This window comes from Shewanella sp. KCT (assembly GCF_007636505.1).
Lineage (GTDB): Bacteria > Pseudomonadota > Gammaproteobacteria > Enterobacterales > Shewanellaceae > Shewanella > Shewanella halotolerans.
In genome coordinates, this window is the sequence record NZ_LVDJ01000014.1 from 59,667 (window position 1) to 86,046 (window position 26,380).

At 53.0% G+C, this 26,380-nt stretch carries 25 protein-coding genes; 12 read left to right on the plus strand and 13 right to left on the minus strand.

The window, feature by feature from the left end:
• Positions 1–22: 22 nt before the first annotated feature.
• From chrA to AYI87_RS17460, 4 genes are all read right to left on the minus strand, one after another.
• A complete protein-coding gene (gene chrA / locus AYI87_RS17445; protein WP_144203960.1) occupies positions 23–1,231 on the minus strand; it encodes a chromate efflux transporter in 1,209 nt (402 codons plus the stop codon).
• Between the two features lie 160 nt (positions 1,232–1,391).
• Positions 1,392–2,531 (minus strand): 23S rRNA (uracil(747)-C(5))-methyltransferase RlmC, encoded by a 1,140-nt coding sequence (gene rlmC, locus AYI87_RS17450; protein ID WP_144203961.1) that lies wholly within the window; start codon positions 2,529–2,531, stop codon positions 1,392–1,394.
• A gap of 42 nt (positions 2,532–2,573) precedes the next feature.
• Positions 2,574–3,815 carry a glycerol-3-phosphate dehydrogenase/oxidase gene (locus tag AYI87_RS17455; protein WP_144203962.1) on the minus strand — a complete coding sequence of 414 codons (1,242 nt, stop codon included), beginning with the start codon at positions 3,813–3,815 and terminating at the stop codon, positions 2,574–2,576.
• A 24-nt stretch (positions 3,816–3,839) separates the two neighbouring features.
• Positions 3,840–4,316 carry a MarR family transcriptional regulator gene (locus AYI87_RS17460; RefSeq protein WP_260865173.1) on the minus strand — a complete coding sequence of 159 codons (477 nt, stop codon included), beginning with the start codon at positions 4,314–4,316 and terminating at the stop codon, positions 3,840–3,842.
• Positions 4,317–4,638: 322 nt separating this feature from the next.
• Between AYI87_RS17460 and AYI87_RS17465 the strand changes: the two genes are divergently transcribed.
• The 4 genes from AYI87_RS17465 to AYI87_RS17480 all read left to right on the plus strand — a co-directional run bounded on the left by AYI87_RS17465 (position 4,639) and on the right by AYI87_RS17480 (position 7,708).
• A complete protein-coding gene (locus tag AYI87_RS17465; protein WP_144203964.1) occupies positions 4,639–5,076 on the plus strand; it encodes a hypothetical protein in 438 nt (145 codons plus the stop codon).
• Positions 5,077–5,304: 228 nt separating this feature from the next.
• On the plus strand, positions 5,305–6,723 hold the full coding sequence (locus AYI87_RS17470; RefSeq protein ID WP_144203965.1) for a cytochrome C biosynthesis protein: 1,419 nt from the start codon (positions 5,305–5,307) through the stop codon (positions 6,721–6,723).
• Between the two features lie 121 nt (positions 6,724–6,844).
• Positions 6,845–7,042, plus strand: coding sequence for a hypothetical protein (locus AYI87_RS17475; protein WP_011864602.1), 198 nt, complete (start codon positions 6,845–6,847; stop codon positions 7,040–7,042).
• A 261-nt stretch (positions 7,043–7,303) separates the two neighbouring features.
• Complete coding sequence (locus AYI87_RS17480; RefSeq protein ID WP_144203966.1) at positions 7,304–7,708, plus strand: hypothetical protein; 405 nt, start codon at positions 7,304–7,306, stop codon at positions 7,706–7,708.
• Positions 7,709–7,737: 29 nt separating this feature from the next.
• On the opposite strand, the gene AYI87_RS17485 is transcribed toward AYI87_RS17480, so the two are convergent.
• The 4 genes from AYI87_RS17485 to AYI87_RS17500 form a co-directional block, all read right to left on the minus strand.
• Positions 7,738–8,922, minus strand: a complete 1,185-nt coding sequence (locus AYI87_RS17485) for a GGDEF domain-containing protein (RefSeq protein WP_144203967.1) — start codon at positions 8,920–8,922, stop codon at positions 7,738–7,740.
• 112 nt (positions 8,923–9,034) lie between these two features.
• Positions 9,035–10,600, minus strand: coding sequence for an alkyl hydroperoxide reductase subunit F (gene ahpF, locus AYI87_RS17490; protein ID WP_144203968.1), 1,566 nt, complete (start codon positions 10,598–10,600; stop codon positions 9,035–9,037).
• A gap of 177 nt (positions 10,601–10,777) precedes the next feature.
• On the minus strand, positions 10,778–11,347 hold the full coding sequence (gene ahpC, locus AYI87_RS17495; RefSeq protein ID WP_011864598.1) for an alkyl hydroperoxide reductase subunit C: 570 nt from the start codon (positions 11,345–11,347) through the stop codon (positions 10,778–10,780).
• A gap of 210 nt (positions 11,348–11,557) precedes the next feature.
• On the minus strand, positions 11,558–12,301 hold the full coding sequence (locus tag AYI87_RS17500; RefSeq protein WP_144203969.1) for a spermidine synthase: 744 nt from the start codon (positions 12,299–12,301) through the stop codon (positions 11,558–11,560).
• A 334-nt stretch (positions 12,302–12,635) separates the two neighbouring features.
• Between AYI87_RS17500 and AYI87_RS17505 the strand changes: the two genes are divergently transcribed.
• Both AYI87_RS17505 and corA read left to right on the plus strand, forming a co-directional pair.
• A complete protein-coding gene (locus tag AYI87_RS17505) occupies positions 12,636–13,187 on the plus strand; it encodes a mechanosensitive ion channel domain-containing protein (RefSeq protein ID WP_144203970.1) in 552 nt (183 codons plus the stop codon).
• A gap of 16 nt (positions 13,188–13,203) precedes the next feature.
• Positions 13,204–14,172 carry a magnesium/cobalt transporter CorA gene (gene corA, locus AYI87_RS17510; protein ID WP_144203971.1) on the plus strand — a complete coding sequence of 323 codons (969 nt, stop codon included), beginning with the start codon at positions 13,204–13,206 and terminating at the stop codon, positions 14,170–14,172.
• Between the two features lie 89 nt (positions 14,173–14,261).
• On the opposite strand, the gene AYI87_RS17515 is transcribed toward corA, so the two are convergent.
• Together AYI87_RS17515 and AYI87_RS17520 are read right to left on the minus strand one after the other, a co-directional pair.
• Positions 14,262–14,999: a dienelactone hydrolase family protein gene (locus AYI87_RS17515; RefSeq protein ID WP_144203972.1), complete on the minus strand. Its 738-nt coding sequence runs from the start codon at positions 14,997–14,999 to the stop codon at positions 14,262–14,264.
• Between the two features lie 114 nt (positions 15,000–15,113).
• Positions 15,114–16,103 (minus strand): 2-hydroxyacid dehydrogenase, encoded by a 990-nt coding sequence (locus AYI87_RS17520; RefSeq protein ID WP_144203973.1) that lies wholly within the window; start codon positions 16,101–16,103, stop codon positions 15,114–15,116.
• Positions 16,104–16,321: 218 nt separating this feature from the next.
• Between AYI87_RS17520 and AYI87_RS17525 the strand changes: the two genes are divergently transcribed.
• The 6 genes from AYI87_RS17525 (at position 16,322) to AYI87_RS17550 (ending at position 23,064) form a co-directional block, all read left to right on the plus strand.
• Positions 16,322–16,738 (plus strand): hypothetical protein, encoded by a 417-nt coding sequence (locus AYI87_RS17525; protein ID WP_144203974.1) that lies wholly within the window; start codon positions 16,322–16,324, stop codon positions 16,736–16,738.
• The gene (locus AYI87_RS17530) at positions 16,713–17,264 is read left to right on the plus strand and encodes a class I SAM-dependent methyltransferase (protein WP_144203975.1); all 552 of its coding nucleotides are present in this window, start codon (positions 16,713–16,715) and stop codon (positions 17,262–17,264) included. Before AYI87_RS17525 ends, AYI87_RS17530 begins: the two co-directional genes overlap by 26 nt.
• Before the next feature lie 25 nt (positions 17,265–17,289).
• On the plus strand, positions 17,290–17,577 hold the full coding sequence (locus AYI87_RS17535) for a hypothetical protein (protein WP_144203976.1): 288 nt from the start codon (positions 17,290–17,292) through the stop codon (positions 17,575–17,577).
• Positions 17,578–17,670: 93 nt separating this feature from the next.
• Entirely contained in the window at positions 17,671–18,348 is a 678-nt protein-coding gene (rluA, locus tag AYI87_RS17540; protein WP_144203977.1) for a bifunctional tRNA pseudouridine(32) synthase/23S rRNA pseudouridine(746) synthase RluA, read from the plus strand.
• Between the two features lie 134 nt (positions 18,349–18,482).
• Positions 18,483–18,944 carry a transcriptional regulator AsnC gene (asnC, locus tag AYI87_RS17545; protein ID WP_011864588.1) on the plus strand — a complete coding sequence of 154 codons (462 nt, stop codon included), beginning with the start codon at positions 18,483–18,485 and terminating at the stop codon, positions 18,942–18,944.
• 220 nt (positions 18,945–19,164) lie between these two features.
• Positions 19,165–23,064, plus strand: a complete 3,900-nt coding sequence (locus tag AYI87_RS17550; protein ID WP_144203978.1) for a rhombosortase-dependent M36 family metallopeptidase — start codon at positions 19,165–19,167, stop codon at positions 23,062–23,064.
• 178 nt (positions 23,065–23,242) lie between these two features.
• Here AYI87_RS17550 and AYI87_RS17555 read toward each other — a convergent pair whose 3' ends face one another.
• The 3 genes from AYI87_RS17555 to lysC form a co-directional block, all read right to left on the minus strand.
• On the minus strand, positions 23,243–23,740 hold the full coding sequence (locus AYI87_RS17555; protein WP_144203979.1) for a hypothetical protein: 498 nt from the start codon (positions 23,738–23,740) through the stop codon (positions 23,243–23,245).
• Between the two features lie 93 nt (positions 23,741–23,833).
• Positions 23,834–24,940 carry a succinylglutamate desuccinylase/aspartoacylase family protein gene (locus AYI87_RS17560; RefSeq protein WP_144203980.1) on the minus strand — a complete coding sequence of 369 codons (1,107 nt, stop codon included), beginning with the start codon at positions 24,938–24,940 and terminating at the stop codon, positions 23,834–23,836.
• Positions 24,937–26,295, minus strand: coding sequence for a lysine-sensitive aspartokinase 3 (gene lysC, locus AYI87_RS17565; protein WP_144203981.1), 1,359 nt, complete (start codon positions 26,293–26,295; stop codon positions 24,937–24,939). The genes AYI87_RS17560 and lysC overlap by 4 nt, the downstream gene beginning before the upstream one ends.
• Between the last annotated feature and the right edge of the window lie 85 nt (positions 26,296–26,380).

The window sequence follows — 26,380 nt, forward strand, 5'->3', positions numbered from 1 at the left end:
GCTCCATTAAACTTGTCTCATCCTAAAAAAGCCCTCCCAGCACGCCGAGCAGCATCCCCGCCAGCGCGAAGCCTAGCAATAGCATGAGAATGCTGGGCCGATAACGCAGCTGCCAGGCCAGTCCTATCAGTACTAAGAGAGCATCGGGCCAGGCGAGGATGGCACTGGCTATCACAGGCGAGATAAGTGCCGCCAGCAGCAGGCCCACCACGGCGGCGTTGAGTCCCATGATGGCGCCGCGAAATCTCGCCCGCCCCATCAGGCCATGCCAGCTGCGCAGCAAAGAGAGTTGCAGCAAGAATCCCGGGAGGAAGATGGCGAGTGTCGCCACTAGGGCCCCCAGCAGCGGCGACTCCAGCCAAGATTCTGCGCCGAGAAAGGCCGCCAGGGTAAACATGGGGCCAGGCACCGCCTGAGCCAGGGCATAACCCGTCAGGAAACGTTCGCTGGTCAGCTGCTGGCCGACACTCGCCTCCAGCAGCGGCAGCACCACATGACCGCCACCGAACACCAGGGCACCCGCCTGATAAAACTGGGCAAACAACTGAGACAGGCTATGGCCAGTCCCTAGCCAGAAGAGCGACAGACCAAACAGCAGGATAAAGAGCATAAGCGGCAGCATCTGCGGCCGTAAGGTATCCACTGAGACGCCCTCTCCTCCATTCGCACCTTGCTGCCCTGCATCCTGCTCAAGACCCTGAAGCGCCGATGGTGCCAGCAGGACGGCGCCGATAACTGCGGCCAAGATCAACAGGCCTAGCTGGCTGGCCAGGGTGCCGACAAACAGGGTGAATGAGGCGCAGAGCAGCATAATTAGCCGGGTGGCGCCGCGACGGCAGAACTGCTTAAACATACTCAGCACGGCATCGGCTACCACAACGACCGCCATCAGCTTGAGGCCATGGATCAGCCCCTGAAACCAACTGGTATCCAGCCAGCTCAGGCTAGCCACAGCCATAAGATAGAGAAGCAGAAATGAGGGCAAGGTAAAGCCCAGGAAGGCAGCGAGCGCACCGGAAAGTCCTGCCCTGTGATGGCCGATAGCGAAACCCACCTGGCTCGAGCCCGGTCCGGGGATCACCTGGCTCATGGCGACTATGGCGCCAAAACGCTCGGCGTCCAGCCAGCCGAGTTCATCGACGAAGCGCCGCTTGAAATACCCGATATGCGCTGCCGGCCCGCCGAAGCTCATCAGCCCCAGGAGCAGAAACTGCTTAAATACCTCGCCCAAGTTGTCATCCTCCGTCAACGCGCGCCCGTGATTTGACCACGTCGCTTAAGCCAGCGCAGCCTTTTGAATAGCATGGCTATTTAAATTATGACAGACAGATGACAGCCTGATGACAGACTCAAAAAAGAGACTTGAGAGCTACCATTAGCAACTTGGCCGGTTACTCGCCGATGCGCTGCAACATCACCAGCACCTCGAAATGATCTGTGTGGGGGAACATGTCAAACAACTGTACCTTGGTCACCCGGTAACCTGAGATGCAATGTAGATCTTTGGCCAGCGTCTTGGGATTACAGCTGGAGTAGAGGATCGCCTTAGGGGCAAACTCACTCAGGGAGTGGCACAAGGCCTCGCCTATACCACGTCTGGGCGGGTTGACTATAATAAGCTCCGGCTTCTCTTGACCGCGGCTGTCGCTGGCGAAGCTGGTCGAGTCCAGCGCGGTGAAGCGCATCTTATCAAGCCCCAGCGTCTCGGCCGACATCTTGGCGCAGGCGATCGCCTCGGCCTCGATCTCTATGCCGGTGAGGGCCACATCCTTCGAGGCGCAGTGCAGGCCGAAACCGCCGACGCCGCAGAAGAGATCCCAAATGGATTTAGGCGCCAGCTCACGGGTCCACTCCCGCGCGCTCAGGTAGAGTTTGGCCGCCACTTCGGGATGGGTCTGGAAGAAGCTCTTGGGACGAATGTAGAGGGGCACTCCGTTAAATTCCTCCTCCAGCCGAGTCGCCTCGGTAAGGAAGATCTCCTCCTCTCCTTCCAAAATAGCCATATGTACAGGCTGGAGGTTCACCGACACCACCTTGATCTCGGGGTGCTCGGCTAACAGCCTTGGCAGTTCACGTTCGATGCGGGGAATGGCCTGCTCTGAGCGCATCACGAAACGCAGCATATACTCGCCGCGTACTTGACTGCGGGTCAGCAGGATAAATTTAAGCTCGCCCTTGGCCTTATCGACCCTATAGGGCGGAATGCCGGCCTGGCGCACGAACGCCTCTAAACGATGCAGCAACTGCTGCATATCCTGAGGATAGAGGCTGCAATCACACAGGCTCACCGCCTCGCCACTCGGGCTCACCAGCCCCAATATAGGTTGATGGGCGGCGCCCAACACCACCATCTTGGCCTTGTTACGAAAACCGCTCGCTGGCCCCACCACAGGAGGAAGCCACTGCTCCACCGGCAGCTCCTTGAGCAGTGCCTCCAGGGTCGCCGTTTTCGCCGCCACCTGATCACTCAGGGGCGTCTTGAGATGACGACAGGAAAGACACTGATTAGCATCGAAATAGGCACACTTCACGGATGGTTTGCTCGCAGCTTAGCTTAAAAAAGGCGCCCTACTTTAGCCTTTTTGAGGAGAAAAATCACCTGTCGCCGAGGGTGACAGGCTTACCAATGATTCATCTACCACGGGCGTGAGGCGCAACTTATCGACATCGGCACGTATCGGCTTGGGCCCGCGGCGACTCTTGACCCAGGCCAACGCCTCCTTAGCCGTGTGCCTGAAGGTGGTCAGCTTGCCGCCATAGACGGTGAGTAGGTTGGGATGGGTATCGCGCGACAGCATCATGGTATCCCTGGGCAGATCGAACGCCTCGCCGCCCTGTTTGGGCAGCACGCGCACGCCGCAGTATCGCCCTGTGATGCGCCCTTCGAGTGCGCCATCATTCTCACTCAGAGGGAAATAGTGGCGGTAGATCCCCAGCAGATAAGCCTCCTCGGCCTGCGTCACGCCCGCCGTGTCCACCGCATCGATTAGGGTCTCTGTGGTGCCTATCATTGTCTTACCCTGCCAGGGCATGACAAACACCACCCGCTTATCGAAGATAGACTCCAGGTAGAAGATGCCGCTGGGCGCTGGAATATCCAGCACAAGATGGCTCCCCTGCACCAGCTCTACCGGCGAGACCTCCACCTTAGGGATGACCAGCTCGAGTGTCTGATTGACCCAGGGCCCGGTGGCATTGATGACGCAGCGACTACTGAGGCGCCGCGATTCCCCCTTATGGCTGAAGCTGACGATGCAGGAGTCTGGCCTGTGCTCTATCTGCTCCAGGCTGATCTGGGTCAGCAGCTCTGCCCCCAACCGTCTGGCACTCTGGGCCACAGCGCGGGTCAGGGCGCCATCGTCGGTCTGGGCGTCCCAGTAACGAAACACGGCGCGCAGCCCCTTGAGTTTGAGACCGGCCAGTTCACTCCAGCGACTGGCCGGCACAGACTGAAACTGGCCCAGGGGATCTAGCTCGCTGAGCAAGGCATACAAACTCAACCCGGCCCGAATGGCCAGCGGGCCGCGCTGACTGCCACGGTAGAGGGGAATGTAGAAAGGCACAGGCTTGACCAGCTCGGGCGCCAGTGTCAGCAGCGCCTTGCGCTCACTCAGGGATTGGCGCACCAAGCCGAGTTGGCCCGATTCTAAGTAACGCAGGCCACCATGGATCAACTTACTGGAGTTCGACGAGGTCTTCTCGCCCAGATTATCCTTCTCAAGCAGCACCACAGAGTAGCCGGCGGCCTGGGCACACTGGGCGATACCCACCCCGGTTATTCCGCCACCAATCACCACTAAATCCACTGCTTGCATATCGCATCCTTTCGCCAAATAAACCTATCTATTCTCGCTCTGGCTCGCCGCATCCAGATAGCGGTAGGCCTTGTCACACAGGCGCTTGAGTTCAATAAACTCTTCGGGCTCGCCCCCAAGTTTGCAACGCATCTGCATAGGGATCGACCGGGCCTGCTGCTGCAGCTCACGGCCTGCGTCGGTCAGCTGCAACACCCGCACCCGCTCGTCGGCTTCGCTTCGCCCGCGGGTCACCAGGCCTTTGCTTTCCAAGCGTTTTAGCAGAGGCGTCAGGGTGCCCGAGTCCAGGTGCAGCTGCTCACCCAGGGTCTTGACGCTGATCCCCGGCTCCTGCCACAGCACCAACATCGCCAGATATTGCGAATAGGTCAAGTCCAACGCCTCCAGCAGAGGGCGGTAGGCACGCACCATGGCATTGGCGGCGCTATAAAGCGAGAAGCAGACCTGGTTTTCGAGGGCCAGGGGATTAGGGTGAGAATCTTGGCTCGTGGATTGACTCATGAATTGGATCGCCATCATTAAATTGCACACAACTTTTACCAAGTTTACGCCATGCGCAGGCCAAAGTGAAAAATTATCAAAAAAATTTTTTACTGCATAGTTAGTCAATAATCTGTCATCTTTACAGAGACTTAATCAAATAATTAAGTAAAACCATCTAGATGCGGCTCGACTGAATCCTGACGCTAGGTTAAATACTCAAAAAGGCTGAAATTTCCGCCCCTTTCCACCAACAAAGATGGTTGCTTTTCGAGCGATAATCCCCTAAATTCCCCCCACTATTCAGCTCGATACACTAAAAAACACAATGGAGGTGTTCACTATGAAGCAATTGCTGCTAGTGATGTTGTCATTTCTCTTTGCCGCCCAAGCCAGTGCCGCCTGCCCACAAAACATTAGCTTTGGCGATATTCCCTTTGAGAAAAACAGCTCTTACTTCGATAGCCGATATGCCAAACAGTTGCAGGCGCTGATCGAGAAGACTCAAGCCGACAGCGGTTACCTGCTGCTGGAGTTTCCCCTCTATAAGGGCGAGACAGATAAGAAGCTCAGAGACTATAACCTCTGGCTCGCCAACCGCCGCATCGAGCGGGTCAAGACCTTCCTGACCAAGGCCGACTACAACCAGCCTGTGGTCACTAAGCTGCTGACGGCCAGCAAGGAAGATACCCGTACCCTCAGCCTTCACTGGTGCCAGCAGGGCGAGAACGAAACAGCCATCGCCAGCACGGTAGACCCAAGCCGTCAACAACTAAAGTAAGCGCCTCAGCGAGTAGGCACTAGTCAGCAAGCCGTCTCCCTCAGAATTAGCGAGGCGGCTTGACGATAAACAAAAATCCGCGCCAGTTAACACTTCCTGTACATTTCAAGATTTGCGTTGCAAATCTTAAACATAAACTTAGTCTCCCCCATCACCCGCAGTAAACTGTCCCTAGAGGATTCACGCCTTTGTCATCGTCTTTTGGCAAGTCAGCCCCGGGGAGGGATTATGTTTAGAGCCCTGATGTTTTGTTTTCTGTTACTCTCGAGCGCACTACCCAGCTTCGCACAGGCCGAGCAACACACTGCGTCTCAGAATGCCACCTGGCATTATGTCGACGCCGACGGCCAGCTGAAAATTAAGCTCTATTTCTTCTGGTCTAAGACCTGCCCGCACTGCGCCGAGGCGCACCCCTTCATCGACAGTCTGCCGGAAAAGTATCCCTGGATTGAGCTGGAGTCACACATGGTGTCTCAGGCGGGGACTCAAGAGAAATGGCAGACAATCGCCGAGCAGACCAAGGTTGCCGCCCGCTCCGTGCCCTATATCGCCGCCTGCGAACAGGCAACCGTAGGCTACAGCAGCGAAGCCGTGACTGGGCAATTTATTCTACAGCAGCTCAAGGCCTGTTACCGCGCCTTGGGCGGTGTGGTCGCAGACAATGATCAGGCTACCCAAGCAGGCATGGCATCCGCTGAGGGCGAGCCGCTGTTTGCCACCTGTAGCGCCAGTAGCGAGCCCGGTACCTGTGACCTGGGGCTGGAAGAAAGCGCACCTGCCGCGCCCGTCACTAAGGTACAGCCTATAGAACTGCCACTGATCGGCGTGGTGGCGCCAGAGCAGCTCTCCTTGCCAGTGTTAACCGTGGTGCTCGCCGGGGTCGATGCCTTTAACCCGTGCGCCTTCTTCGTGCTGCTGTTTCTGCTCTCTATCATGGTAAATGCCAAGAGCCGCAGCCGCATGCTGATCGTCGGCGGCATCTTCGTCTTCTTCTCGGGCTTTATCTACTTCCTGTTTATGATCGCCTGGCTCAACATCTTCGAACTGCTGGGCGCAGGGAGCGATGGTGGCCTCATCATACTCGGGGCCGGCCTGATGGCCTTGGTCGCCGGTGCCATCAACATCAAGGAATACTTCTTCACCAAGGGCGAGGTCAGCCTCTCCATGTCGGCGGAGAACCGCACCGGGCTTATCAAGCGCATGGGTAAACTCACCAGCGCCAGTAGCATGGCGGCGATGATTGCCGGCACTGTGGTCTTGGCCATATTGGCCAACGCCTATGAGCTGCTGTGCACCGCAGGCTTCCCGATGATCTACACCAGCGTCTTGTCTATGCATGAGCTGCCGGCATTCGAGCGCTATCTCTACCTGGCCTTCTACAACATAGTCTATGTGATCCCGCTGGCGGCTATCGTGATCGCCTTCAGCGCCACCCTGGGTAAGCGCAAGCTCACCGAGAAAGAGGGACAGACACTGAAGCTGATGTCGGGGATCATGATGATTGGCCTGGGCGGCATGCTGGCCCTGGATCCGACCGCGCTGCAAAATGCCGGCCTGGCCATTGGCTTGATCTTCGCCTCCATCGGCCTGACCTTCATCATCAGCATGGGACGCAAATTGATAGAGAGACGCGGCGCCACCAGTTAATTTGGCAAAGGCTAAAGTTTTCCAAAACGCTGCCGATAGCACTATAGTTAACCTAAGCGAATTTTTCGGTTAACTATAGTCACAAAGTAAGTAGGCTCTCACCCAGTTTAAGGCGGTAATCATGGCAATAACAGTTGGAACCAGTAATCTACAACCTAATCTAAGCAATGGAAGCGTTGGGGTTAAAGTTGCACAGCTCGCCAAAGAGCAGCAGCAGGCAGAGGGAGAGATTGCACTACAACTGATTGAAGCAGTTGACTCGGCGCCTAGCGCTGGGCCTGTGGGAAATAGTGGTCACAACATTAATACCACAGCTTAGATCAGAGCGAACTTCGCAAAGCCCTCATCATGAGGGCTTTTTTTATGGCCCTTATTTGTCGCTGTTTGATGTTGCCTCAGGCTCATCACTCCCCTTGCCTACCTCAAGGCTTGCCGACATCAGACAAAGTTATTTGGCTAACGCGGTAAAAAATACTAAGCTGAGCCGACCTTGCTATATGCCCAGGCGAGCAAATCTGGCAAAACTGGTTACAGATAGCTAGTCACAAACAGTGGAAGATTAATTATGGAGGATAACAAGATGCGAGGAGCCGGCGGCAGTTCCGGAGGAATAGGCCTGTTTTTAGTGGGCTTGGTGATGATGTGTGGTGGTTTCTACCTGCTGCTGAACGCCATTTCAGTGACCTCAAACTTTAGCCTAGGCTATCGACTCTACAACGTCGGTGGCATGGGGATCACCGGTGGCACCATACTGATCCCACTGATCTTCGGCATAGGCATCATCTTCTACAACGCCAGAAACCTGCTGGGTTGGCTCTTGACCCTAGGCTCACTCACGGCGCTTATTTTTGGTGTACTCTCCAGCGTCAGATTCAACCTCAGGACCATGAGCACCTTCGATCTCTTGGTCATACTGGTGCTGGCAATTGGCGGCCTGGGGCTGTTTTTACGCTCGCTAAAGACCATAGACGCCAAATACAGCTAGCCTTTTATGGGCGCCTTCCAGAGGCGCCGTCAAGACTGGTAGGAACTGACGACCTTATCTTCGGCCGCCTCCCCCTTGGCCACCCCAGTACTGTATCTATCCCGCCCCTGGGCCTTACTCTGATAGAGGAGCTGATCGGCGCAGGCCAGCAGCTCATCCGCATCCAAGCCCGGCTGCCACAAACAGACCCCCTGAGAGACGGTGACATAGGCGCCGAGAGTAGAATCGGGATGGGGGATCTCGGCGTCCTTGAGCTCATAACGTATCTGCTCGGCAATATGGCGCGCCCCGTCGAGATCTGTATCGGGCAAAATGATGGCAAACTCCTCGCCGCCATATCGCGCCGCCAGATCCCGAGGCCGGGAGGCCACACCATGCAGCACCTCACCCAGCCTTACCAGACAGCGATCGCCATCGCTATGGCCCAGGCTGTCGTTAAGGCGCTTGAAGAAATCCACGTCCAACAAGATCATGCTCAGAGGATCGCCGGTGCGCTCGGCGGCCTTGATCTCCAAGGCGAGCACCTCATCGAAATGACGCCTGTTACTCAGGTCAGTTAGACCATCGATGAGCGCCATACGCTTAAACTGCTGCAACAACTGCTGTTTCTCGGCGTCGCGCAAGATAGCCTTACGAAACCATTGCAGCAACACCTTCTGCCCGGTAATGATGATCACCAAGAGACAGACAAACTTGGTCAGGGCAAAGATAGGATTTTCCGGGATCTCGATAAGCCGGGTCACTAGGCTAACCAGTAACAGAGGCACCACACTGACCAGGAGCCAGCGACGCACCGGATAGAGAGAGATGGCGAAGGTGAATACCAGCACGTCGGTTACCGAATCGACGGTGGCAAGAGAGCCATATTCGCCCAACAGGTTATAGGAACTGGTGAGCCAGTAATGGCCCACCACAAAGTAGATCCAGGCAACTTCTAACACCAGTAGATAGGCCAACACCAGCCCCATGCGATGCTGCTCTGGCTGACGATAGAGGATCCCCGCCAGACCAAACAGGGCGATGCACAGGGTTGGCATTTGCAGCACCAGAAGATCCTGCAGCGTCAGAAGACTATTCTTCTGTAGCATGGACGCAAGGAAAATGGCGACAAGTAGGAACACAGAGAGATAGGCGGTCCATTTTACCGAGCGGCAAAGATAGATATGGGTTTCTTGGACTAGTAGTTCGTCAAAGCTTTTTGGCTTACTATTCATCGTGTCTGTGCCCGCCCTCTTCTGCTTTCGTCATAAGCTTAAGTAATTATAAAGACGAAAAAAAAAACAGCCAGCATAAAGCTGACTGTTTATTTTGTGGCATTTTGTACCTTTAGGCGGCTACCGCGTCTGCTGGCTCGCCGAGGCGGATCAGGTAATCGAATGCGCCCAGAGAGGCCGTTGCGCCGCTACCCATGGCGATGATGATCTGTTTAAAGGCTGAGTTGGTCACATCGCCTGCGGCAAATACGCCTGGCAATGAGGTCTGGCCTTTAGCATCGACAATGATCTCACCGCGATCACTAAGATCCACTGTGCCCTTGAGCCACTCGGCGTTAGGCACCAGACCTATCTGTACGAAGATACCCGCCAGGGCAACATGGTGCTGCTCGCCCGTGGCTCTGTCTGTGTAGTTCAGGCCTTGTACCCGTGTGCCATCGCCCACCACTTCTGTGGTCATCGCCTGGGTGATGATCTCTATGTTGCCCATGGAGGCTGCCTTACGCTGCAACACCTCGTCGGCGCGTAGCTTGCTGTCGAACTCCAGCACGGTAACATGCTCGACGATATTGGCCAGATCGATGGCCGCCTCTATGCCCGAGTTACCACCGCCAATCACGGCGACACGCTTGCCCTTAAACAGCGGGCCGTCACAGTGTGGGCAGTAGGCGACGCCTTTGCCGCGATATTCTTTCTCACCCGGCACATTCATCTCGCGCCAGCGAGCGCCCGTAGCCAGTAGTACCGTCTTGCTGCGCAGCAGTGCACCGCTTTCGGTCTGGATCTCAAACAGCTCGCCTGACTTAAGGCTCAGGGCACGCTGGTTATCCATGATGTCGACATCATAGTCGTGAACATGGGCTTCCAGGTTGGCCACCAGCTTAGGCCCTTCGGTCGCCTTGACCGAGATAAAGTTTTCGATGCCTACGGTTTCGGCCACCTGACCACCAAACTTGTCCGCCAGGATGCCGGTTCTCAGTCCCTTACGGGCCGCATAGATGGCGGCCGATGCGCCAGCCGGGCCGCCACCGACCACCAGCACATCGAAAGCCTCTTTCTGGCTGAGCTTTTCCGCCTGACGGCTTGCCGCGTTGACATCCAGCTTATTGAGGATCTCGACCACGCTAATACCACCGACAGAAAACGGCTCGTCGTTCAGGTAGACAGAGGGAACCGCCATGATATTGCGCTCGTTCACTTCATCTTGGAACAGGGCGCCGTCTATCATGGTGTTTTGGATATTGGGGTTGATCGCCGACATCATGTTGAGCGCCTGCACCACCTCCGGACAGGTTTGACAGCTGAGTGACACATAGGTCTCGAAGCGATACTCGCCGGGTAGGTCGCGGATCTGCTCGATCACCTCAGGTGCAAGCTTGATCGGATGGCCGCCTGTGTGCAGCAGGGCCAGCACCAGAGAGGTAAACTCGTGGCCCATTGGCAGGCCGGCAAAATGGATCTGACTGCCGTTATCGGCACTCTTCACAGTCATCGACGGGGTACGCTCACCCACGGATTCGGTCAATGACACTAATTCTGAAAGCGCGGCAATATCGGTTGCCAGCGACAATAACTCTTTTGCTTTAGGACGCTCATCTGCCGATACGACAAGTTCAACTGGGCGCTTGAGGTTTTGCAGATAGGTAGTCAGCTGATTTTTCACATTCGCATCTAACATGATAACTCCTAGGAAAAAGTGGCCCCCAGAAGGGAGCCAAAAACATAGGGAAAAATTGCCGGCTCGCATGCAGGGGGAGGTGAACCGGCAATGAAAAAGAATGATGATTAAACTACTTTGGCTTTCGCCGGGTCGCCCGAGATGATGAGGCCCCGGGCGACCCTGATGTGGAAGATCTTAGATCTTACCAACTAGGTCCAGTGAAGGCGCTAGGGTCTCTTCACCTGGCTGCCATGCTGCCGGGCAAACTTCACCGTCGTGAGTCGCAACATACTGGGCCGCTTGGATCTTACGAACCAGCTCAGAAGCGCTACGACCGATACCCAGGTCGTGAATCTCGGCAACCTTGATCTGACCTTCTGGGTTGATCACGAAGGTACCACGTAGTGCCAGACCTTCCTCTTCGATCATCACGCCGAAGTTGCGTGAGATAACACCCGTTGGGTCGCCAATCATTGGGTAGTTGATCTTGCCGATAGTGTCTGAGCTATCGTGCCACGCCTTGTGAGTGAAGTGAGTGTCGGTAGACACTGAGTAAACTTCAACACCCATAGACTGTAGCTTCTCGTAATGGTCAGCCATGTCACCCAGCTCTGTTGGGCAGACAAAGGTGAAGTCGGCTGGGTAGAAGAAAACCACAGACCACTTACCCAGTAGGTCTTGCTCAGTTACAGAGACGAAGTCGCCCTTGTGATATGCGGTGGCTGAGAAAGGCTTGATTTCGGTGTTGATGATAGATTGAGTCATTGCTTGCTCCAGTGCTCGTTATTAACAGTAAATTTGTGGGGGTGAGGCGTTTGCCTTAACCCCGTGTTCTTTGTCGATGAAGAGATAATAACGAGACTGGACAATTAAATATAACGGATAAAAGCTATCATGCTAATCGGTTTTTAAGATTACAAGTCTATTACATAATGGCATAGCCGTAAAAAACCGATTAAGGGGAGCGAGTCAGTCTCACTCCCAGGTTTCGAAGCGGGTCAGGCTGCGGCCTAACTGAAAGTCTAGCAGCAGCGACAACTGCTGCGCCTCGGCTTTAAGGCCGCTGGCGCTTATCTGCCGCGCCTGTTTACCAGCGAGCACCACCCAGTTGCCGCCACCTGTCAGGCAGGCGCGCACGTCGCTAAAGTGTTTCTGTAACAGGGCCAGCAAGGCGGAGTCGCGGCTATGCTCCTTCCAGCAGTTAAGCACCAAATAACCTTCACTCTTGAGCAGGGCGGCGGCGTTGGCGATAAAGGTCTCGCTGAGCTGCTGCTCATCCACGCCGTCGCCATGATAGATATCGGCGAAGATCACATCGGCCTTCTTATGATCCGTATCTGCCAGAAACGCATTGGCGTCCTGATGAATCAGGTTGAGCTTCTTCCCCAGCGGCAACCAGAAATAACGCTTGGCCACCTCGATCACCGCCTCCCTCAGCTCTACCGCCGTGATATTGATCCCGCGGTCGAAATTACGCAATGCATGAATGAGGCCGCCCCCCCCCAGGCCGAGTACGATGACGCGTTTAGGCTTGATAAACAGTAGCACCAGCAACATGGCCTGCAGATAGGTATGCATGGGCACATGCAGCGCCGACTTGAGCAGCTTGCTCTGCTCATCGTTATCCCCAAAGGAGAGCAGGCGAACCTCCTTATCTTCCATGACCAGCAGTGGGCCATGGTCATCTTCGCCGGTATATAGGGTGATATAGTCTGACATCTCTCTCTCCGCAGGGACGCCTCATCTTGGGCGCAGGACTTCAAACGCAACAAAGGTTAGGCGAAATAAAGGCGCTAGTATGCCGCAAAAGCCCCCACAACGGCAAAGGCAATAGCAAAGGCAACAGCGCACACAACAGCAGGCAGATCCCTTCCCTGAAACCTTTTATAGAGCCTTATACAAAAAGAAAGGCAGGCACACGAGTTTAGTTTGTGAGTCAAGGGTAAAAACTAAGCAGCCCCCCCCCCCCCTCATTCGCCCCATCATTCTCGCATTGCAATCGGGCAAGCCTTGTAGTATTTGTTTGAAATCTTTGGCTCATTTGCAATTTACCATGACACAAACCCTACTCGTCAGCTGTCTCTACATAGGCATCTTCATCTTCGCCCAGCGTCTGCTTACCAACTGGATCGCCAAGCTGGCCGAGTCCAAACAGGTCTCCTTTAAACGCACCAAAATGGTGACCCAATATATTACCTACCTGCTGTTTATCATCATCGCCTGTCTCTGGGTGATCTCACTCGGCATCGAATATCAGCAGGTTTCCTTGTTTATCTCCTCGGTATTTGCCGTGCTCGGCGTGGCCTTGGTGGCCCAATGGTCGATTTTAAGTAACATCACCGCCGGGATCTTGATCTTCTTCGTCTTCCCCTACCGTATTGGCGATCACATCAAAATTATCGATAAGGATGAAGATGTTAGCGGCATCATCGCCGAGATCAGTCTGTTTCACGTGTTGATCGAGCGCAGCGACGGCATCACCATCACCTACCCTAACAACCTGATGCTACAGAAAGGAGTATTGAAACTGACTCAGGCGCACACTCAGGCCAAGCCATTGAGCGAATCGCCCGAGAAAGACCATACTCAAGTACAAAGCGATTAACCGACAGGGGGCCGCGATGCTCACGACTTTACTCTATGATCCGCAAAATAATTCGCTCACCCGGGGCGATGCGTCTCAGGTCGCCAGCTGGCAGCAGAGGGACGACACCATACTCTGGCTCAATATCGACGGTGAGATAGACGATGAGTTGAGCGAGTCGCTGCAGCAGGATTTCGGTCTGCACCCATTGGCGCTACAGGACGCCTCGCGGGATCGCCATCCCCCTAAGATAGAGGACTTCGACGACCATACCTTTATTCTGCTTAGGGGCTTGTCGGCCGACTCTGACTCCATCAACTGCGACAACATAGTGCTGGCGCTGTTTGTGGGGCCGCGTTTCATCGTGACCCGCCACAGCAAGCGTTCGCTCTCCATCGAGCGCACCATGACCTCGCTGGAGGCTGGCGAGCTGTCGCTGCAAAACACAGGCGCCGTTGCGCTGAAGCTCAGCCGCTACGTGATCAAGCGTTATCATAAGATCCTGTTTGATCTCGAGAGCCGCCTGGAGGAGCTGGAAACCGTGATGCTCACCACGGCGGACGATAAAATTCTGGCCGAGGTGGTGCTCTACAAGACAGATCTCACCCGGCTGAGACGCAACTTTCACTACCATGTGGAGCTGTTCGACAGCCTGCGCGGCGAGCCCTCAGTGCCCTTCGACGACAGCCTCTACCATGAGATCAACGACGTGTGCGAGCATCAACACAGGGCGGCCAGTCTGGCGGACCTCTTCTATCAGGTCTCCAGCGATCTGATCGACGGCTACATCTCCATCAGCGCCCACAGGCTGAACAACATCATGAAAGTGCTGACCATCATCACCGCCATCTTCGTGCCGCTCACCTTTATCGCCGGTATCTATGGCATGAACTTCGAGTATATTCCCGAGCTGAAACATAAAGATGGCTACTTCATCGTCTGGGGGGTCATGCTCAGCATCACTGCGGTACTGATCTGGCTATTCAGGCGCCGCAAATGGCTCTAGCTAGCCTCTAGCGCAGATTGTCTCGACTAAAGTAAAAAGGCGAACCTTAGGTTCGCCTTTTTGTTCTATTAACTTTTTACGCACGCAGATTAGCGCAGCACTCGATGGAAGAAGCCCACCGCCTGCTGATAGATCTGCAGTGCCAACGCGGGATCGTATCTGTCTCCCTCATCACGCATAAAGGCATGCTGGGCATTGACCTCGAGATAGGTAAACTTGCGCCCCGTCTCAGTGAGTCTGTCGTAGATGAGCCTGCGTCCCTCGCTCGGCACATGGGGGTCTTGCTTACCAAACACCAGCACCAACTCCGCCTCAATATCTCCGGTGCGACTCAGGGAGTCATTACCCGGGTTGGCCGGCAAGGTACCTGAGTGGATGTCCGTAGGGTAGAGACAAAAGGCACCGACGACGTCGATATTGAGCGCGGCGCGGTAGGCCAGATGACCGCCGATACAGACGCCCATGGCACCGACCTGATTGGTGCAGAAGGGCTGGCTCATGGCAAAGTCGACTAGGGCCTGGGTATCGCTGTCGTGATGTTCCAGCGCCTTGGTAAACTTATCCTGATTGCCCTTGTCTTTGCCCTCATCATCATAGGCCAATACCGTGCCTATGGGATTGAGCTCATGGAAAACTTCCGGTACCAAGACCACGAAACCGTGACCGGCCAACATGGTCGCAGCCCTGGCGATAGGGGCGGTCTGCTGGAAAATCTCCGAGTAGAAGATGATCGTCGAGAACAAGCCCTCGCTGTCGGGACGATAGAGATAACAGCGCATCGTGCCCGTGGGCGTGTCTATGTCGTGAACTTCCTGTTTTACCATCATAATCTTGCCCTCAGGCCAATAAACTTATCCCTAAGTTATCAGCCTGGGCTCCCCTTGTCAGGTGAAACCCGGCTGACGAAACTAAAGAAGTGAAAGAAAGAGAAGTGAAAGAAGTTAAAATAGCTGGTTAGGACACGCTTCGCCATCGAGCAGCTGACGCACATTGGTCAGGCTGGTGTGAGCAATGGCGCCCAGCGCCTCTTCGGTGAGGAAGGCCTGGTGACCGGTAAAGATCACGTTGTGGCAGGCCGACAGGCGTCTGAACACGTCGTCCTGAATGATCTGGTTAGACTTATCCTCGAAGAAGAGCTCTTTCTCATTCTCGTACACATCCAGCCCGAGGGAACCAATCTGCCCTGTCTTGAGCGCCTCCATGGCATCGAAGGCATTTAGCAGGCCGCCACGGCTGGTGTTGATCACCATGACCCCAGGTTTCATCTTATCGAAGCTCGCCTTGTTGAGCAGATGATGGTTCTCTTTGGTCAGCGGACAATGCAGGCTGATGATGTCGCTCACCGCGTAGAGTTCGTCCAGCGACAGGTATTCGATGCCCATATCCAGCACCGCCTGGTTAGGGTAAGGATCGTAAACTACCACCTTACAGCCGAAGCCCAGCAGGATCTTGATGGTCGCCACCCCTATCTTACCCGTGCCGATCACGCCGACTGTGCGGCCATACATGTTGAAGCCCACCAGCCCCTCGAGGGAAAAGTTGGCATCGCGGGTACGTTGGTAGGCCTTGTGCACTTTACGATTAAGGGTCAGCATCAGGGCCACAGTATGCTCAGCTACCGACTCGGGCGAGTAGGCAGGAACGTTCACCACCCTGATTCCCAGGCGTTTGGCCGCCTCGAGATCGACGTTGTTAAATCCGGCGCAGCGCATCGCAATGATCTTAGTGCCATTTTTAGCTAGCTCTACCAATACCTCTTCACATAACGAATCGTTAACGAAGGCGCAGATCACCTCGAAACCATAGGCCAGCTTGACCGACTGCATACAGAGGCGATAGTCGAAATACTCAATCTGAGCGCCAAAGGCCTGGTTGGTGCGGTTGAAATGTTCCATGTCATAGTGCTTGGCACTAAAAAAACCTATTCTCATCTTAGCTACCTAAAAGTGATTCAACATTAGACAGAGATTTGTCACCCTAGTATCACAAAGCCCCTGCCAGTCTTGGCTCCATTATAGCCAAGGAAATATGTGACTTAGCAAAGATAAATCGCGCTTAGATCACGAAATAGTTAACTTTGTGAGCCGTCAATGTGTTTTATGCCGATTTCCTGCTAAGCTGGCGCAAATTTTCAGTCTTCTTTCGCCCCATGAGTCAAAAGCATAAGCAGATTTCCGAGAAAAAATTTTGGCTGCAACGCCTGAGCAAAACCAGCCTGCGTGCCCTGCATATCTTAGGCATAACAGGTGCCGGTGGCGGCATCTTACTCGGGGTGGATAAAAGCCTGTGGTGCAACTACTGGATCTTGGCCATGAGTACCGGCAGCTTGCTGATGCTATGGGAGGTGGTCAGAGACTGGCGCTGGCTGATCCAACTAAAGGGCGTGCTGACCCTGATGAAACTCTGCCTGCTGGCGCTGTTTATTCCCCTCGCTAACTACAAGCCCGAGCTGCTGATCGCCATCGTCTTGCTGTCGGTGATCGTCTCCCACGGCCCGGCGGGGCTCAGACATTTCTCGGTAATACATGGACGACGCCTCGATGGACGAAAAGAGATTAAGGGCTGAAGCCGCCCCGCTGCTGACGCTGCACCTCCAGCTTTTAGGGCTCGATAACCAGCTTTTAGGACAAGAGCATCATCTCCAGGTGCTCGACCTTGCCTGCGGCAGCGGGCGTAACGGCCTCTGGCTGGCCGCCCATGGCGCCCAGGTCACCTTTATCGACAGAGACCTTGGCAGGCTAGCGGCTGTACCTAAGCATTGTCAGGCCTTAGCGCTCGACTTGGAAAGCGGCGAGCCACAACTTCCCGAGTCGCGATATGACATAGTTTTGGTGTTCAACTACCTGCACCGCCCGCTGTTTGAGCTCATTAAAGAGAGCCTCAAACCCGGCGGTCTCATCATCTACGAGACCTTCATAGAGAAGCAGGCCGAGGTGGGCAGACCCAAGAATCCCAACTTCCTACTGGCCGATGGTGAATTATCACAGCGCTTTTATGGCTGGCAGACTTTGCACGCTTTCGAAGGTAATGTAGGCTGTGAAGAGACGCCCTGCTTCAAGGCACAATATATTGGCCGCAAACCGGCTAACTAGGAATTCACAGCGTTAAGGACGATAGATGTTTCCCTATCCCGAACAGTACCGACTCGCCGCGCCGCCATTGATCACCGCCCTCATGGTGTTATGGTCGATAGTGTCTCGCGCCCTGTTCGGCGACGACAGCGCCATCGCCTTCTACCCACTGTTTATGCTGTTTCCCCTCAACATCTTACTGCATGGCAAATTGATCTGGCAGGCCAAGGGAATCGAGCGGCTTGATCAGAGCATCTACGCCTTTATCCACCTCAGCCTGGCGTTCGTGGTCTGGACCTTTGCCATCATGCATGTCAATGGCCACAGCTTTTAGCCCCGCTAAACCACGCAAGATTCGTGGGTAGAACTTGCGCCGCCCGCACCCTAAAGGTATCTTTGCAGCCCGATTTAACACCCAAGGTTTGCCATGTCTGATTTTGTGTATGCGCCGCCCACCGATCCCTGGCTCGAGATCCTCCACGAGGATAAAGATATTCTGGTGGTCAACAAACCCTCAGGCCTACTCTCTGTGCCTGGCCGCGACCCCGCCTATCATGACAGCGTCTATACCCGCGTCCTGCACGATCACCCCAACGCCCAGATAGTTCACCGCCTGGATATGGCGACTTCAGGCGTTATCGTAGTGGCCCTCAGGCGCAGCGCCGAGCGGGAACTAAAGCGCCAGTTTCGCGATCGCGAAACCCATAAGATCTACTACGCCCGGGTCGCCGGCCATCTGAAGGCGGAGCAAGGTAGCGTCGACTATCCGCTGATCTGCGACTGGCCCAACCGCCCGAAACAGAAGGTAGATCATAGCGTAGGCAAGGCCTCTAAGACCCTGTTCGAAGTCGTCAGCCGCGCCAAGCGCTCGACCCTGGTTAAGCTCACGCCGATCACAGGTCGCTCCCACCAGCTGCGTGTGCATATGATGGCCATAGGGCACCCCATCCTGGGTGATAACTTCTACGCAGACCCGCTGGCGAAACGCCTGGCACCGCGTCTGCTGCTGCATGCCCAGTCGCTGAGCCTGACCCATCCCTACAGCAGGCAGCCTATGACCTTTAGCACGCCAATCCCATTCACGGATGTCACCGAGGAGCAATAGAGCCCGGTGTTAACTTATCGGCATTCACTGGGCCTGCTTCGCAATAAAATCTACATAATTCGTTAAAAGATTAGCAGTTAGCTAACCAATACCGTAAATTACCTCATAATGTTGACTTAAAATGGTATGTAGCAATGGATAGTTCATTTCAGCGAGACCAGCTCGACAACCAGATCCTCTCGGCGCTTATGGAAGAGGCGCGCACCCCCTTCGCCGAATTGGCCAAACGTTTCGGCGTCAGCGCCGGCACCATACATGTGCGGGTAGAAAAGATGAAACAGGCGGGCATCATCACAGGCGCCCAGATCACGGTAAACCCCAAGGCCCTCGGCTATGACGTCTGCTGTTTTATCGGCATCAACCTCAAGAGCGCCGGCGACTATCCCGCCGCCATCGCCAAACTCAACGCATTAGAAGAGGTCACCGAGGCCTATTACACCACAGGCAACTACAGCATCTTCGTTAAGGTAATGTGCCAGTCGATCGATGGCCTACAGCATGTGCTGATCAACCGAATTCAGTCTATTGATGAGATCCAATCGACTGAAACACTCATCAGTTTACAAAATCCTATCAGCCGCGCGGTAAAGCCTTAACCCAAGACCACTAGGGCTTACAGCCTTAGTGGATACGACTAATAAAAAAACACTTGCAACTTTTTCTTCTGCCAGCTTTAACTTTGGCAATCTTTTGTGTTAAAAAGAACAAGCCGTCAACACGACAGCAACAAAATAAGAAAGCATTAGTAACCAAAGTTACAGCAATACCAATAGTGTTTTGTGTCTCAAACACTTCTATTTGACAAGGAAAGAAGTTGTGAAAACTAAATTATCTCTAGCCATATCGGCAGCTCTGATATCAGGCGCCGCTTATTCAGTTGCGGCAATGGCAAGCCCGCAAGCAATCAATACTCTTAACTTATCTCCTGCCCAAACGCAAAACCTGAAGCAAATTCAGAGTGTTTCTGGCATGCGTGATCAGTTTGACCACAAAACCGGAAAGGGTACCTTTCAATGGGCTAAGAAAGGACAGCAAGCCCCAGCACTAGGTGCATTGGAGTACAAATATAAATTAGCCACTGCTGCCGATTATTACCTCAATGCCGTCACAGGAATTTCGACTGCAAACAAGGGCCCTTCTAAGGCAGTTCTTAAGAACATGCACGACAGCGGCCGTGGCGCAACTGTCGCCAAATATGTTCAAGAAGTTAACGGCATCGAAGTGTTCAATCGTGAAGTCAATGTCATGATGAACAGAGAATTTCAGTTGGTAGCAGCATCTGGACAATTTGCTAGTGTCACCAATAGTAGCCCTTCTATTTCTGGTCTGACAGAGGAATTTGAAGGCGCAAATGCCGCAGTAGAGACCGCCTTTGCCGATATGGGTGGTAACGCAGTTACACTGACAAAGCAAAAGAGTAATGACGCTAAATATCAATCATTCTTAGTGTCGAACATGTCAGGCTCTAAGCAGATCATTGGCTCACCGCGTGCTAAACAAGTCTACTTCGAGAAGAAGGGCAAGCTGGTTGCCGCTCACTATGTCGAATTAGAAGTTGGTGATAAGACAAGTGTAGATTCTGAATTTTATAGCTTTGTTATCGACGCAAACACCAACGAAATCCTATTCAAGCACAACCTAACTGCAGAAGACTCGGCATTTAATTATCGCATCTATGCAGATGAAGCTGGCGTGCCTTGGGATAGCCCTCACGGCAACGTTATTCCTGCAACTAGCGCAGACCAAGAGGATGCTACGGCTTACTTGGATGCGCCTATGGTAACTCTTACCCACGGCCCAATTAGCACAAAAGATGCTTGGCTAGCAGAAGATGCAACCGTAACCTCAGGTAACAACGTAAATGCCTATGTCGATGCCATTGCACCCGATGGATTCACCAATGGCGACTTTACTGCTGAAGTAACCAGCGCCAATACCTTCGACTATAAGTACAACACCAGCGAATTAGAAAGCTCTGTCAACAACCGTAAAGCTGCGGTAGTTAACCTATTCTATATTAACAACTACTTGCATGACGTTTTCTACGATCATGGTTTCGATGAAGCTTCTGGTAACGCCCAGGCACTTAACTATGATCGTGGTGGTATCGAAGGTGATGCTATTCGCGCCGAAGTGCAAGATAACTCTGGCTTTAACAACGCGAACATGCGTACTCCTGCAGATGGTTATTCTCCACTCATGCAGATGTACCTATGGGATAGCAAAGATGCCGTCAATGGCGAAGACTATGGCGTAACAGTCACCTCTGATGACACTGTCGGCCTGCTTGGCTCAACTAAACGCTCAGGCTTTGGTCAAGGACAATTTAACGTAGAGGGCAAAGTTGTACGTATCGATGATGGTGTTAATACTACAACCGATGGTTGCGATAAAACTGTGAACGGCGCAGACATAATGGGCAACATTGCCATTATCGATCGCGGCGCTTGTGCCTTTACCCAAAAAGTAAAACACGCTCAAGATGCGGGCGCAATTGCAGTACTCATTGCCAATAATTCTGGAACTGATGAGCCAGCACCTATGGGTGGCTCTGACGATACAGTGAAAATCCCTAACATGGGATTATCATTCAATGACGGTGCAAAGATCTATGCGCTTTTGGATGCAGGTAAAGATGTCACGCTCTCCATGTTTAATAACAAGCCATATAAGGCGAGTTCTTGGGATAACGCTATCGTTGCGCACGAATGGGGTCATTACATCTCTAATCGTCTAGTCGGCAACGCATCAGGCTTGATCAACCAACAAGGCCGCTCAATGGGTGAAGGTTGGGGTGATTTCCATGCCTTGCTGTTAGTATCTGAAGCTGACGATGCCAAGCTAGCCGGCAACGAGATGTTCCAAAAGGCCTATGCCGCGGTTTCTTACGTTGGTAGCTTCTACTCTGGTATTCGTAACTATCCTTACAGTACCGATATGAGCATCAACCCACTGACCTTTGCCAACGTCGAGCTAGGCAATGGTACAGGCCCAGACATCAATGGCAACGCTGAAGTACATGACGCAGGTGAACCTTGGGCTGCTATGCTATGGGATTGCTATGTTGCGTTAATCAACGATGAACGTCACTCATTCGAAGAAGCCCGTAGTTTGATGATGGATTATCTGGTTGCAGGCTATAAGATGACGCCAATCGCGCCTACTTATACCGAAGCCCGTGATGCGCTTCTTGCCGCAGCCTATGCAAATGATCCTGCAGATTACGAGCTGATGTTAGCCGCCTTCGCTCGTCGTGGTATGGGTTTTGGTGCGGTTTCACCAGATCGTTTCGATCGGAAACACACAGGTGTAGTTGAATCATATGAGACAGAACTTGCTACCTTTACGGTCGCCAATCATGAACTCAATAGTGATTTCGAAGGGCTCACCAATGGCTATTGTTCAAAAGACGGTATTTTAGATAAAGGTGAAACTGGCACTGTCGCCTTTACTGTTATGAACAAAGGTAGTAAGGCGCTAGAAAGCATAGAAGGTGTCGTTAAGGTTACTAGTGGTCAAGACGTAACATTCGCCAATGAAGGCAAAGTATCGTTTGGTGATGTAGGCATATTCGGTGAGGCAACTAACGAGCCAATTGAATTCACCCTAAACGACGCAGCCACTGCAGATGAAGTTACCTTTGAACTGTCATTCCCTGACCTTGATGACGAAATCAAAGCTCAGACCTATACACTATCGACTGCAGTAAATATGGACTTCAAGATCAAAGATATTGAAGGCAATATGTCGACAAGTGACATGGAAGACTTTGCAGGCCTGAAGGATTTCAATGAGGTAGTACTTGAAGGTGGTGATCTGGCGAAAGGCACTGCACAGCTAAGTAGCCGCTATGCAGCATATTTCCCTGTCGATACCCAGTATCTATACATTAGAAACAATGGCTTCTCATCCGATGTTGCTTATGAAACTAAGCCATTCACCGTAGGATACGGTGGTGACTTTACCATGAGCTGGTTCCACTATTTCGAAATCGAAAAGGGGTACGATGGTGGTGTCGTTGAAATCAGTGTTAATGGTGGAGATTGGGTTGACGTTACCAAGGTGGGTGGCACCTTCTCAACTACGGGTTACACAGGTGAGCTAGATGAACTATTGCCAGATCGTAAAGCCTTTACTGGTAAAATGGTTGCATTTGGTGAAACCGAAACCGTTAACTTCGGTACAGCGTTAAATGGCAATCAGGTACAGCTACGTTTCCGTATGGTTACCGACACCAATACAAGTGAATTTGGATGGATAGTTGATAACGTAACCTTCAACAACATCACCTCAAATGTTTTCTATGAGCAAATTGCTGGTGATACTTTCGCTTGTGAAAACCGTTTACCAACAGTGACTGCTAAGGCAAGTTCTACATTAGTAAAAGAAGGTGATGTGGTAACGTTATCCGCAACTGCAATTGACCCAAATGCTGATGACGTGCTGACATATAGCTGGACACAAGATTCAGGTCCTGCTGTAGAAATCAAAAATGCTACAAGTAACGAAGCAAGCTTCGTGACTCCCGCATTAAATGATCCAAAGGCGACATTAAACTTCACGCTTACTGTGAGTGATGGCACAGGAGAAGTGAAGAACAAGGTGAAAGTAAGCTTTGCAGCTGTATCTAAAGAGAAAACTAGTAGTTCAGGTGGTTCTTTAGGCTGGCTTTCATTGTTACTCATACCATTTGCTGCACTACGTCGTCGTAAGTAACATGGGCTAACTGTCACCAGCTTTAGATGGTGATCAAATATAAAAAAGCCATAACATTAAGTTATGGCTTTTTTTACGTCTGTTCTAAAGGAAATTACTTTAAACCACCAAAGATTTTCTCTAAATCAATTTCACCAATGTCAGGCCTTATTTCTAATCCCTTAGGTGTTATGACTTATCAGAAGCTATCTGATGTTTGTTTTCCGCTATAATCAATCTCTATTTCAACACGAGAAAAAGCATCGTTCTTGCGTAATGCTTGATAAAGTTTGTAAAAATCACCGCTTCCCTCTAAGGGGATTAATCTATAGGTTGACGTTGCGATCTCATTCACTTCATAGTGTTCAGTCACTCCCTTGGGAAACTGAGATGCGATTACGACAAAACTCCCTCTGATCAATCCAAAAGCAGACTCAGACAAGCTCTGAACAACACTTCCCTTCTTCAATACTCTATCGTTTGAACTAAATTTCACACCGTTCAATTCATAACTGTATTTTGAATTACTCTTCTCTTGCGGTGACAGAGAAGCTTCTTCCCTGTTCTCTGTTGAACTCAAGGCCAAAGTCGATACCTGTTTCATGTCATCTTGGCTTTCAATACTGACAGTATCAGGCTTCTCAGTCGAACAGGCACCCAACGTTACAATTAGTGATACTAAAATCCTTTTTTGCATTCGCTCCCCCTAGATTCCTTAGTTATCAATGCATTTGATGCAAATTGAGTGTAACACTAGTTGTTACTGGAATCTTACCTATATTGGCACAGACTAAAGCGCAAATACCTTAGTCATCACCTTATAGAGCTCTGTGCCTTGATATACTGACGCCGAGGCAAAATGCAGTACGGGTACGCAGTCCACCGGCAAACTCAGAGGCGCTATTGCGCCCTCCTCGCCATATCTGTCGACACGCAAGATGTTGGCGAGCGGTTCACCGGCGATGAGCGGCTGCCCAACCTTCGCCTTATACTCCACCAAGCCGCCTTGCGGCGCGTGATACTTCTTATAGTCTTTCAGATAACAGGCGTAGCGTGGCATCTCAGCTGGCTCAACCCGCTCACTTATTACGCCGCGCTGGCTGAGATAGGCCATGATCCCTTCGACATCAACCAGGGCATCGGCCAGATCGACATTCTCCTGACTACCAAGCTCCAGGGTAAAGGCCGAGACGGGCACCTCGATCTCGCGGTCCTGAGTGGCCAGATATTCACTCAACTGCCACCAGGGACAGAAAACAGACTCATCCATGGCCCCGCCAAACTCATTGGGGATCAGCAGGGTATAGGGGATAGAGAAGTACTTGGCGGCGTCTGTATCATACTCGGGACAATAGAGATGCTTACACGACTTAGGGCCCGTGTGCAGATCCAGCACGATATCCGCCTCATGGCCCATCTGCTGCAGGCTCACTGCCAGACGATGACCCGTGGTGATGCCCCATGGCTCATGCAGACGGCTATAGCAGCGCTCAACCAGCAAGGCCCTGAAATGGGCGATCAGCTCGGCATCGTTCAGATGTTTATGACCCTGATACCAGCTAGCAATATCCAGCTTATGGTCGAGATATTCACGGTTCCAGTTCACCCCAGTTATGGGATCGAACCGGCCCAAGGTAAACTCGCCACTCTTTTGATTGATCCCCAAAGGATTGGCCAGGGGCACCAGGGTGATCTTACCGCGCAGCTCACAGCGTTCGAGCGCCTGCATCAGCTGATAGATCACCGCATTGCCCTGCACCTCGGCGCCGTGGACGTTGGCCTGTATGTAGACACTCGGCCCTGTCTGCACCTCAGGGGCAAATTCAAACAGGTTTAGCTCGAGATCTTGGCCTGTTGCGAGCTCGCCAATCTTTAGCGTGGAACGACCCGGTTTCATAGCGACCCTTCAAACAAGTTTTGATGCAGGGCGCTGACGACCTGAGCCGCCTCAGACTCGGCCACCAGGACACATAAGTTGTGTGGGCTGGCGCCCTGACAGATCATACGCACATTGTGAGGCTCTAACACCTCGAATACGCGGCGACACACACCCGACGTGGTGGCAATCTTGTTACCCACTATCGCCACCAGTGCCAGGCCATCTTCGACCCGCACGCGGCAATGCTGAGACAGCTCCTGCAGTAAGGCCTCGCTCAGCAGGCTGTTTCCGGCCGAATCTGAGCCCGTCTTATCTAGCGTCAGAGAGACGTTTACCTCTGAGGTGGTGATTAAGTCCACACTGATCTTGTGCCGCGCCAAGGTGGCGAAGGTTTCGGCCAGGAAGCCTTGGGCGTGAAGCATCTGTAGGCTGTGCAGGTTAAGTAGCGTCTGGTCGCGTCGCACCGCCACGGCGCGATAGATAGGCTCGTCGTTCACCTGATGACGAATCCAGGTGCCACCGAGCTCAGGCGCCTTACTGGAGCCAACAAACACCTGAATCTTATGTCTGACCGCCGGCAAAATGGTTGCCGGGTGCAGCACCTTGGCACCAAAGGTGGCCATCTCGGCCGCCTCGTTGAAACTTATCTCAGGGATAGGACGCGCATTCGGCGCGAGGCGTGGGTCTGTGGTGAAAATCCCCGGCACATCCGTCCAGATCTCAACCGCAGACGCATCCAGCGCCTCGCCAAGCAGGGCCGCCGAATAATCGCTACCCCCACGGCCTAACGTAGTGGTGGCCCCATGTTCATCGGCGCCGATAAAACCTTGGGTCACGATACGCTGCTCACTAAGCAGTGGTAGCAGATGCTCTGTGCAAAGCTGCTTCACCGCTTCGATCTGCGGCTCGGCACGGCCGAAATGACTGTCGGTACGCATCACCTGACGCACATCGAAGGCGCTCGCCCGCTCGCCCTTCTCTCTCAGCACGGCAGCAAACAAGACTGACGAACACTGCTCACCCTGGGCAAGAAGTTCGTCTGTGGTCGCCTTATTGCGGTTTTGGGAGAGCGACTCGCTTAGGCTGGCAATCTTACTTAAGATGGCATCGAGGCGGGCGGCCACATCATGGGGCTGACCTAGTTCATCGAGGATCTTATATTGAATCGAGGCGATCGCCTTGAGCAGCTGCTGTCGACGCTCAAAGTCCACATGCTCCTGAGTTAGCTCCACCAGCAGATTAGTCACACCGCTCGAGGCGCTGACGACCACCACGCGGGTTTCAGGATTGGCCAATACGATATCGGCGCAGCGGTTCATCGCCTCATAATCGGCAACCGAGGTACCACCAAACTTAGCAACAACAATAGACATTAGCGCACCTCAACCCAAGTAGCTGACGATGACACAAAAGAAATAGATAACATTGAATACGCTCCGAACTTACTTCGTTCGAAGA

Bases quoted from the DNA above. Each gene is read 5' to 3' on its own strand.
- AYI87_RS17485 (WP_144203967.1), bottom strand. From the start codon at position 8,922: ATGAATAGTAAGCCAAAAAGCTTTGACGAACTACTAGTCCAAGAAACC.
- ahpC (WP_011864598.1), bottom strand. From the start codon at position 11,347: ATGACTCAATCTATCATCAACACCGAAATCAAGCCTTTCTCAGCCACC.
- AYI87_RS17530 (WP_144203975.1), top strand. From the start codon at position 16,713: ATGGACGAAAAGAGATTAAGGGCTGAAGCCGCCCCGCTGCTGACGCTG.
- ahpF (WP_144203968.1), bottom strand. From the start codon at position 10,600: ATGTTAGATGCGAATGTGAAAAATCAGCTGACTACCTATCTGCAAAAC.
- AYI87_RS17470 (WP_144203965.1), top strand. From the start codon at position 5,305: ATGTTTAGAGCCCTGATGTTTTGTTTTCTGTTACTCTCGAGCGCACTA.
- AYI87_RS17520 (WP_144203973.1), bottom strand. From the start codon at position 16,103: ATGAGAATAGGTTTTTTTAGTGCCAAGCACTATGACATGGAACATTTC.
- AYI87_RS17465 (WP_144203964.1), top strand. From the start codon at position 4,639: ATGAAGCAATTGCTGCTAGTGATGTTGTCATTTCTCTTTGCCGCCCAA.
- AYI87_RS17455 (WP_144203962.1), bottom strand. From the start codon at position 3,815: ATGCAAGCAGTGGATTTAGTGGTGATTGGTGGCGGAATAACCGGGGTG.
- AYI87_RS17500 (WP_144203969.1), bottom strand. From the start codon at position 12,301: ATGTCAGACTATATCACCCTATATACCGGCGAAGATGACCATGGCCCA.
- rluA (WP_144203977.1), top strand. From the start codon at position 17,671: ATGTCTGATTTTGTGTATGCGCCGCCCACCGATCCCTGGCTCGAGATC.
- lysC (WP_144203981.1), bottom strand. From the start codon at position 26,295: ATGTCTATTGTTGTTGCTAAGTTTGGTGGTACCTCGGTTGCCGATTAT.
- AYI87_RS17460 (WP_260865173.1), bottom strand. From the start codon at position 4,316: ATGAGTCAATCCACGAGCCAAGATTCTCACCCTAATCCCCTGGCCCTC.
- AYI87_RS17480 (WP_144203966.1), top strand. From the start codon at position 7,304: ATGCGAGGAGCCGGCGGCAGTTCCGGAGGAATAGGCCTGTTTTTAGTG.
- AYI87_RS17505 (WP_144203970.1), top strand. From the start codon at position 12,636: ATGACACAAACCCTACTCGTCAGCTGTCTCTACATAGGCATCTTCATC.
- AYI87_RS17525 (WP_144203974.1), top strand. From the start codon at position 16,322: ATGAGTCAAAAGCATAAGCAGATTTCCGAGAAAAAATTTTGGCTGCAA.
- AYI87_RS17535 (WP_144203976.1), top strand. From the start codon at position 17,290: ATGTTTCCCTATCCCGAACAGTACCGACTCGCCGCGCCGCCATTGATC.
- AYI87_RS17515 (WP_144203972.1), bottom strand. From the start codon at position 14,999: ATGATGGTAAAACAGGAAGTTCACGACATAGACACGCCCACGGGCACG.
- AYI87_RS17560 (WP_144203980.1), bottom strand. From the start codon at position 24,940: ATGAAACCGGGTCGTTCCACGCTAAAGATTGGCGAGCTCGCAACAGGC.
- asnC (WP_011864588.1), top strand. From the start codon at position 18,483: ATGGATAGTTCATTTCAGCGAGACCAGCTCGACAACCAGATCCTCTCG.
- AYI87_RS17555 (WP_144203979.1), bottom strand. From the start codon at position 23,740: ATGCAAAAAAGGATTTTAGTATCACTAATTGTAACGTTGGGTGCCTGT.
- AYI87_RS17475 (WP_011864602.1), top strand. From the start codon at position 6,845: ATGGCAATAACAGTTGGAACCAGTAATCTACAACCTAATCTAAGCAAT.
- corA (WP_144203971.1), top strand. From the start codon at position 13,204: ATGCTCACGACTTTACTCTATGATCCGCAAAATAATTCGCTCACCCGG.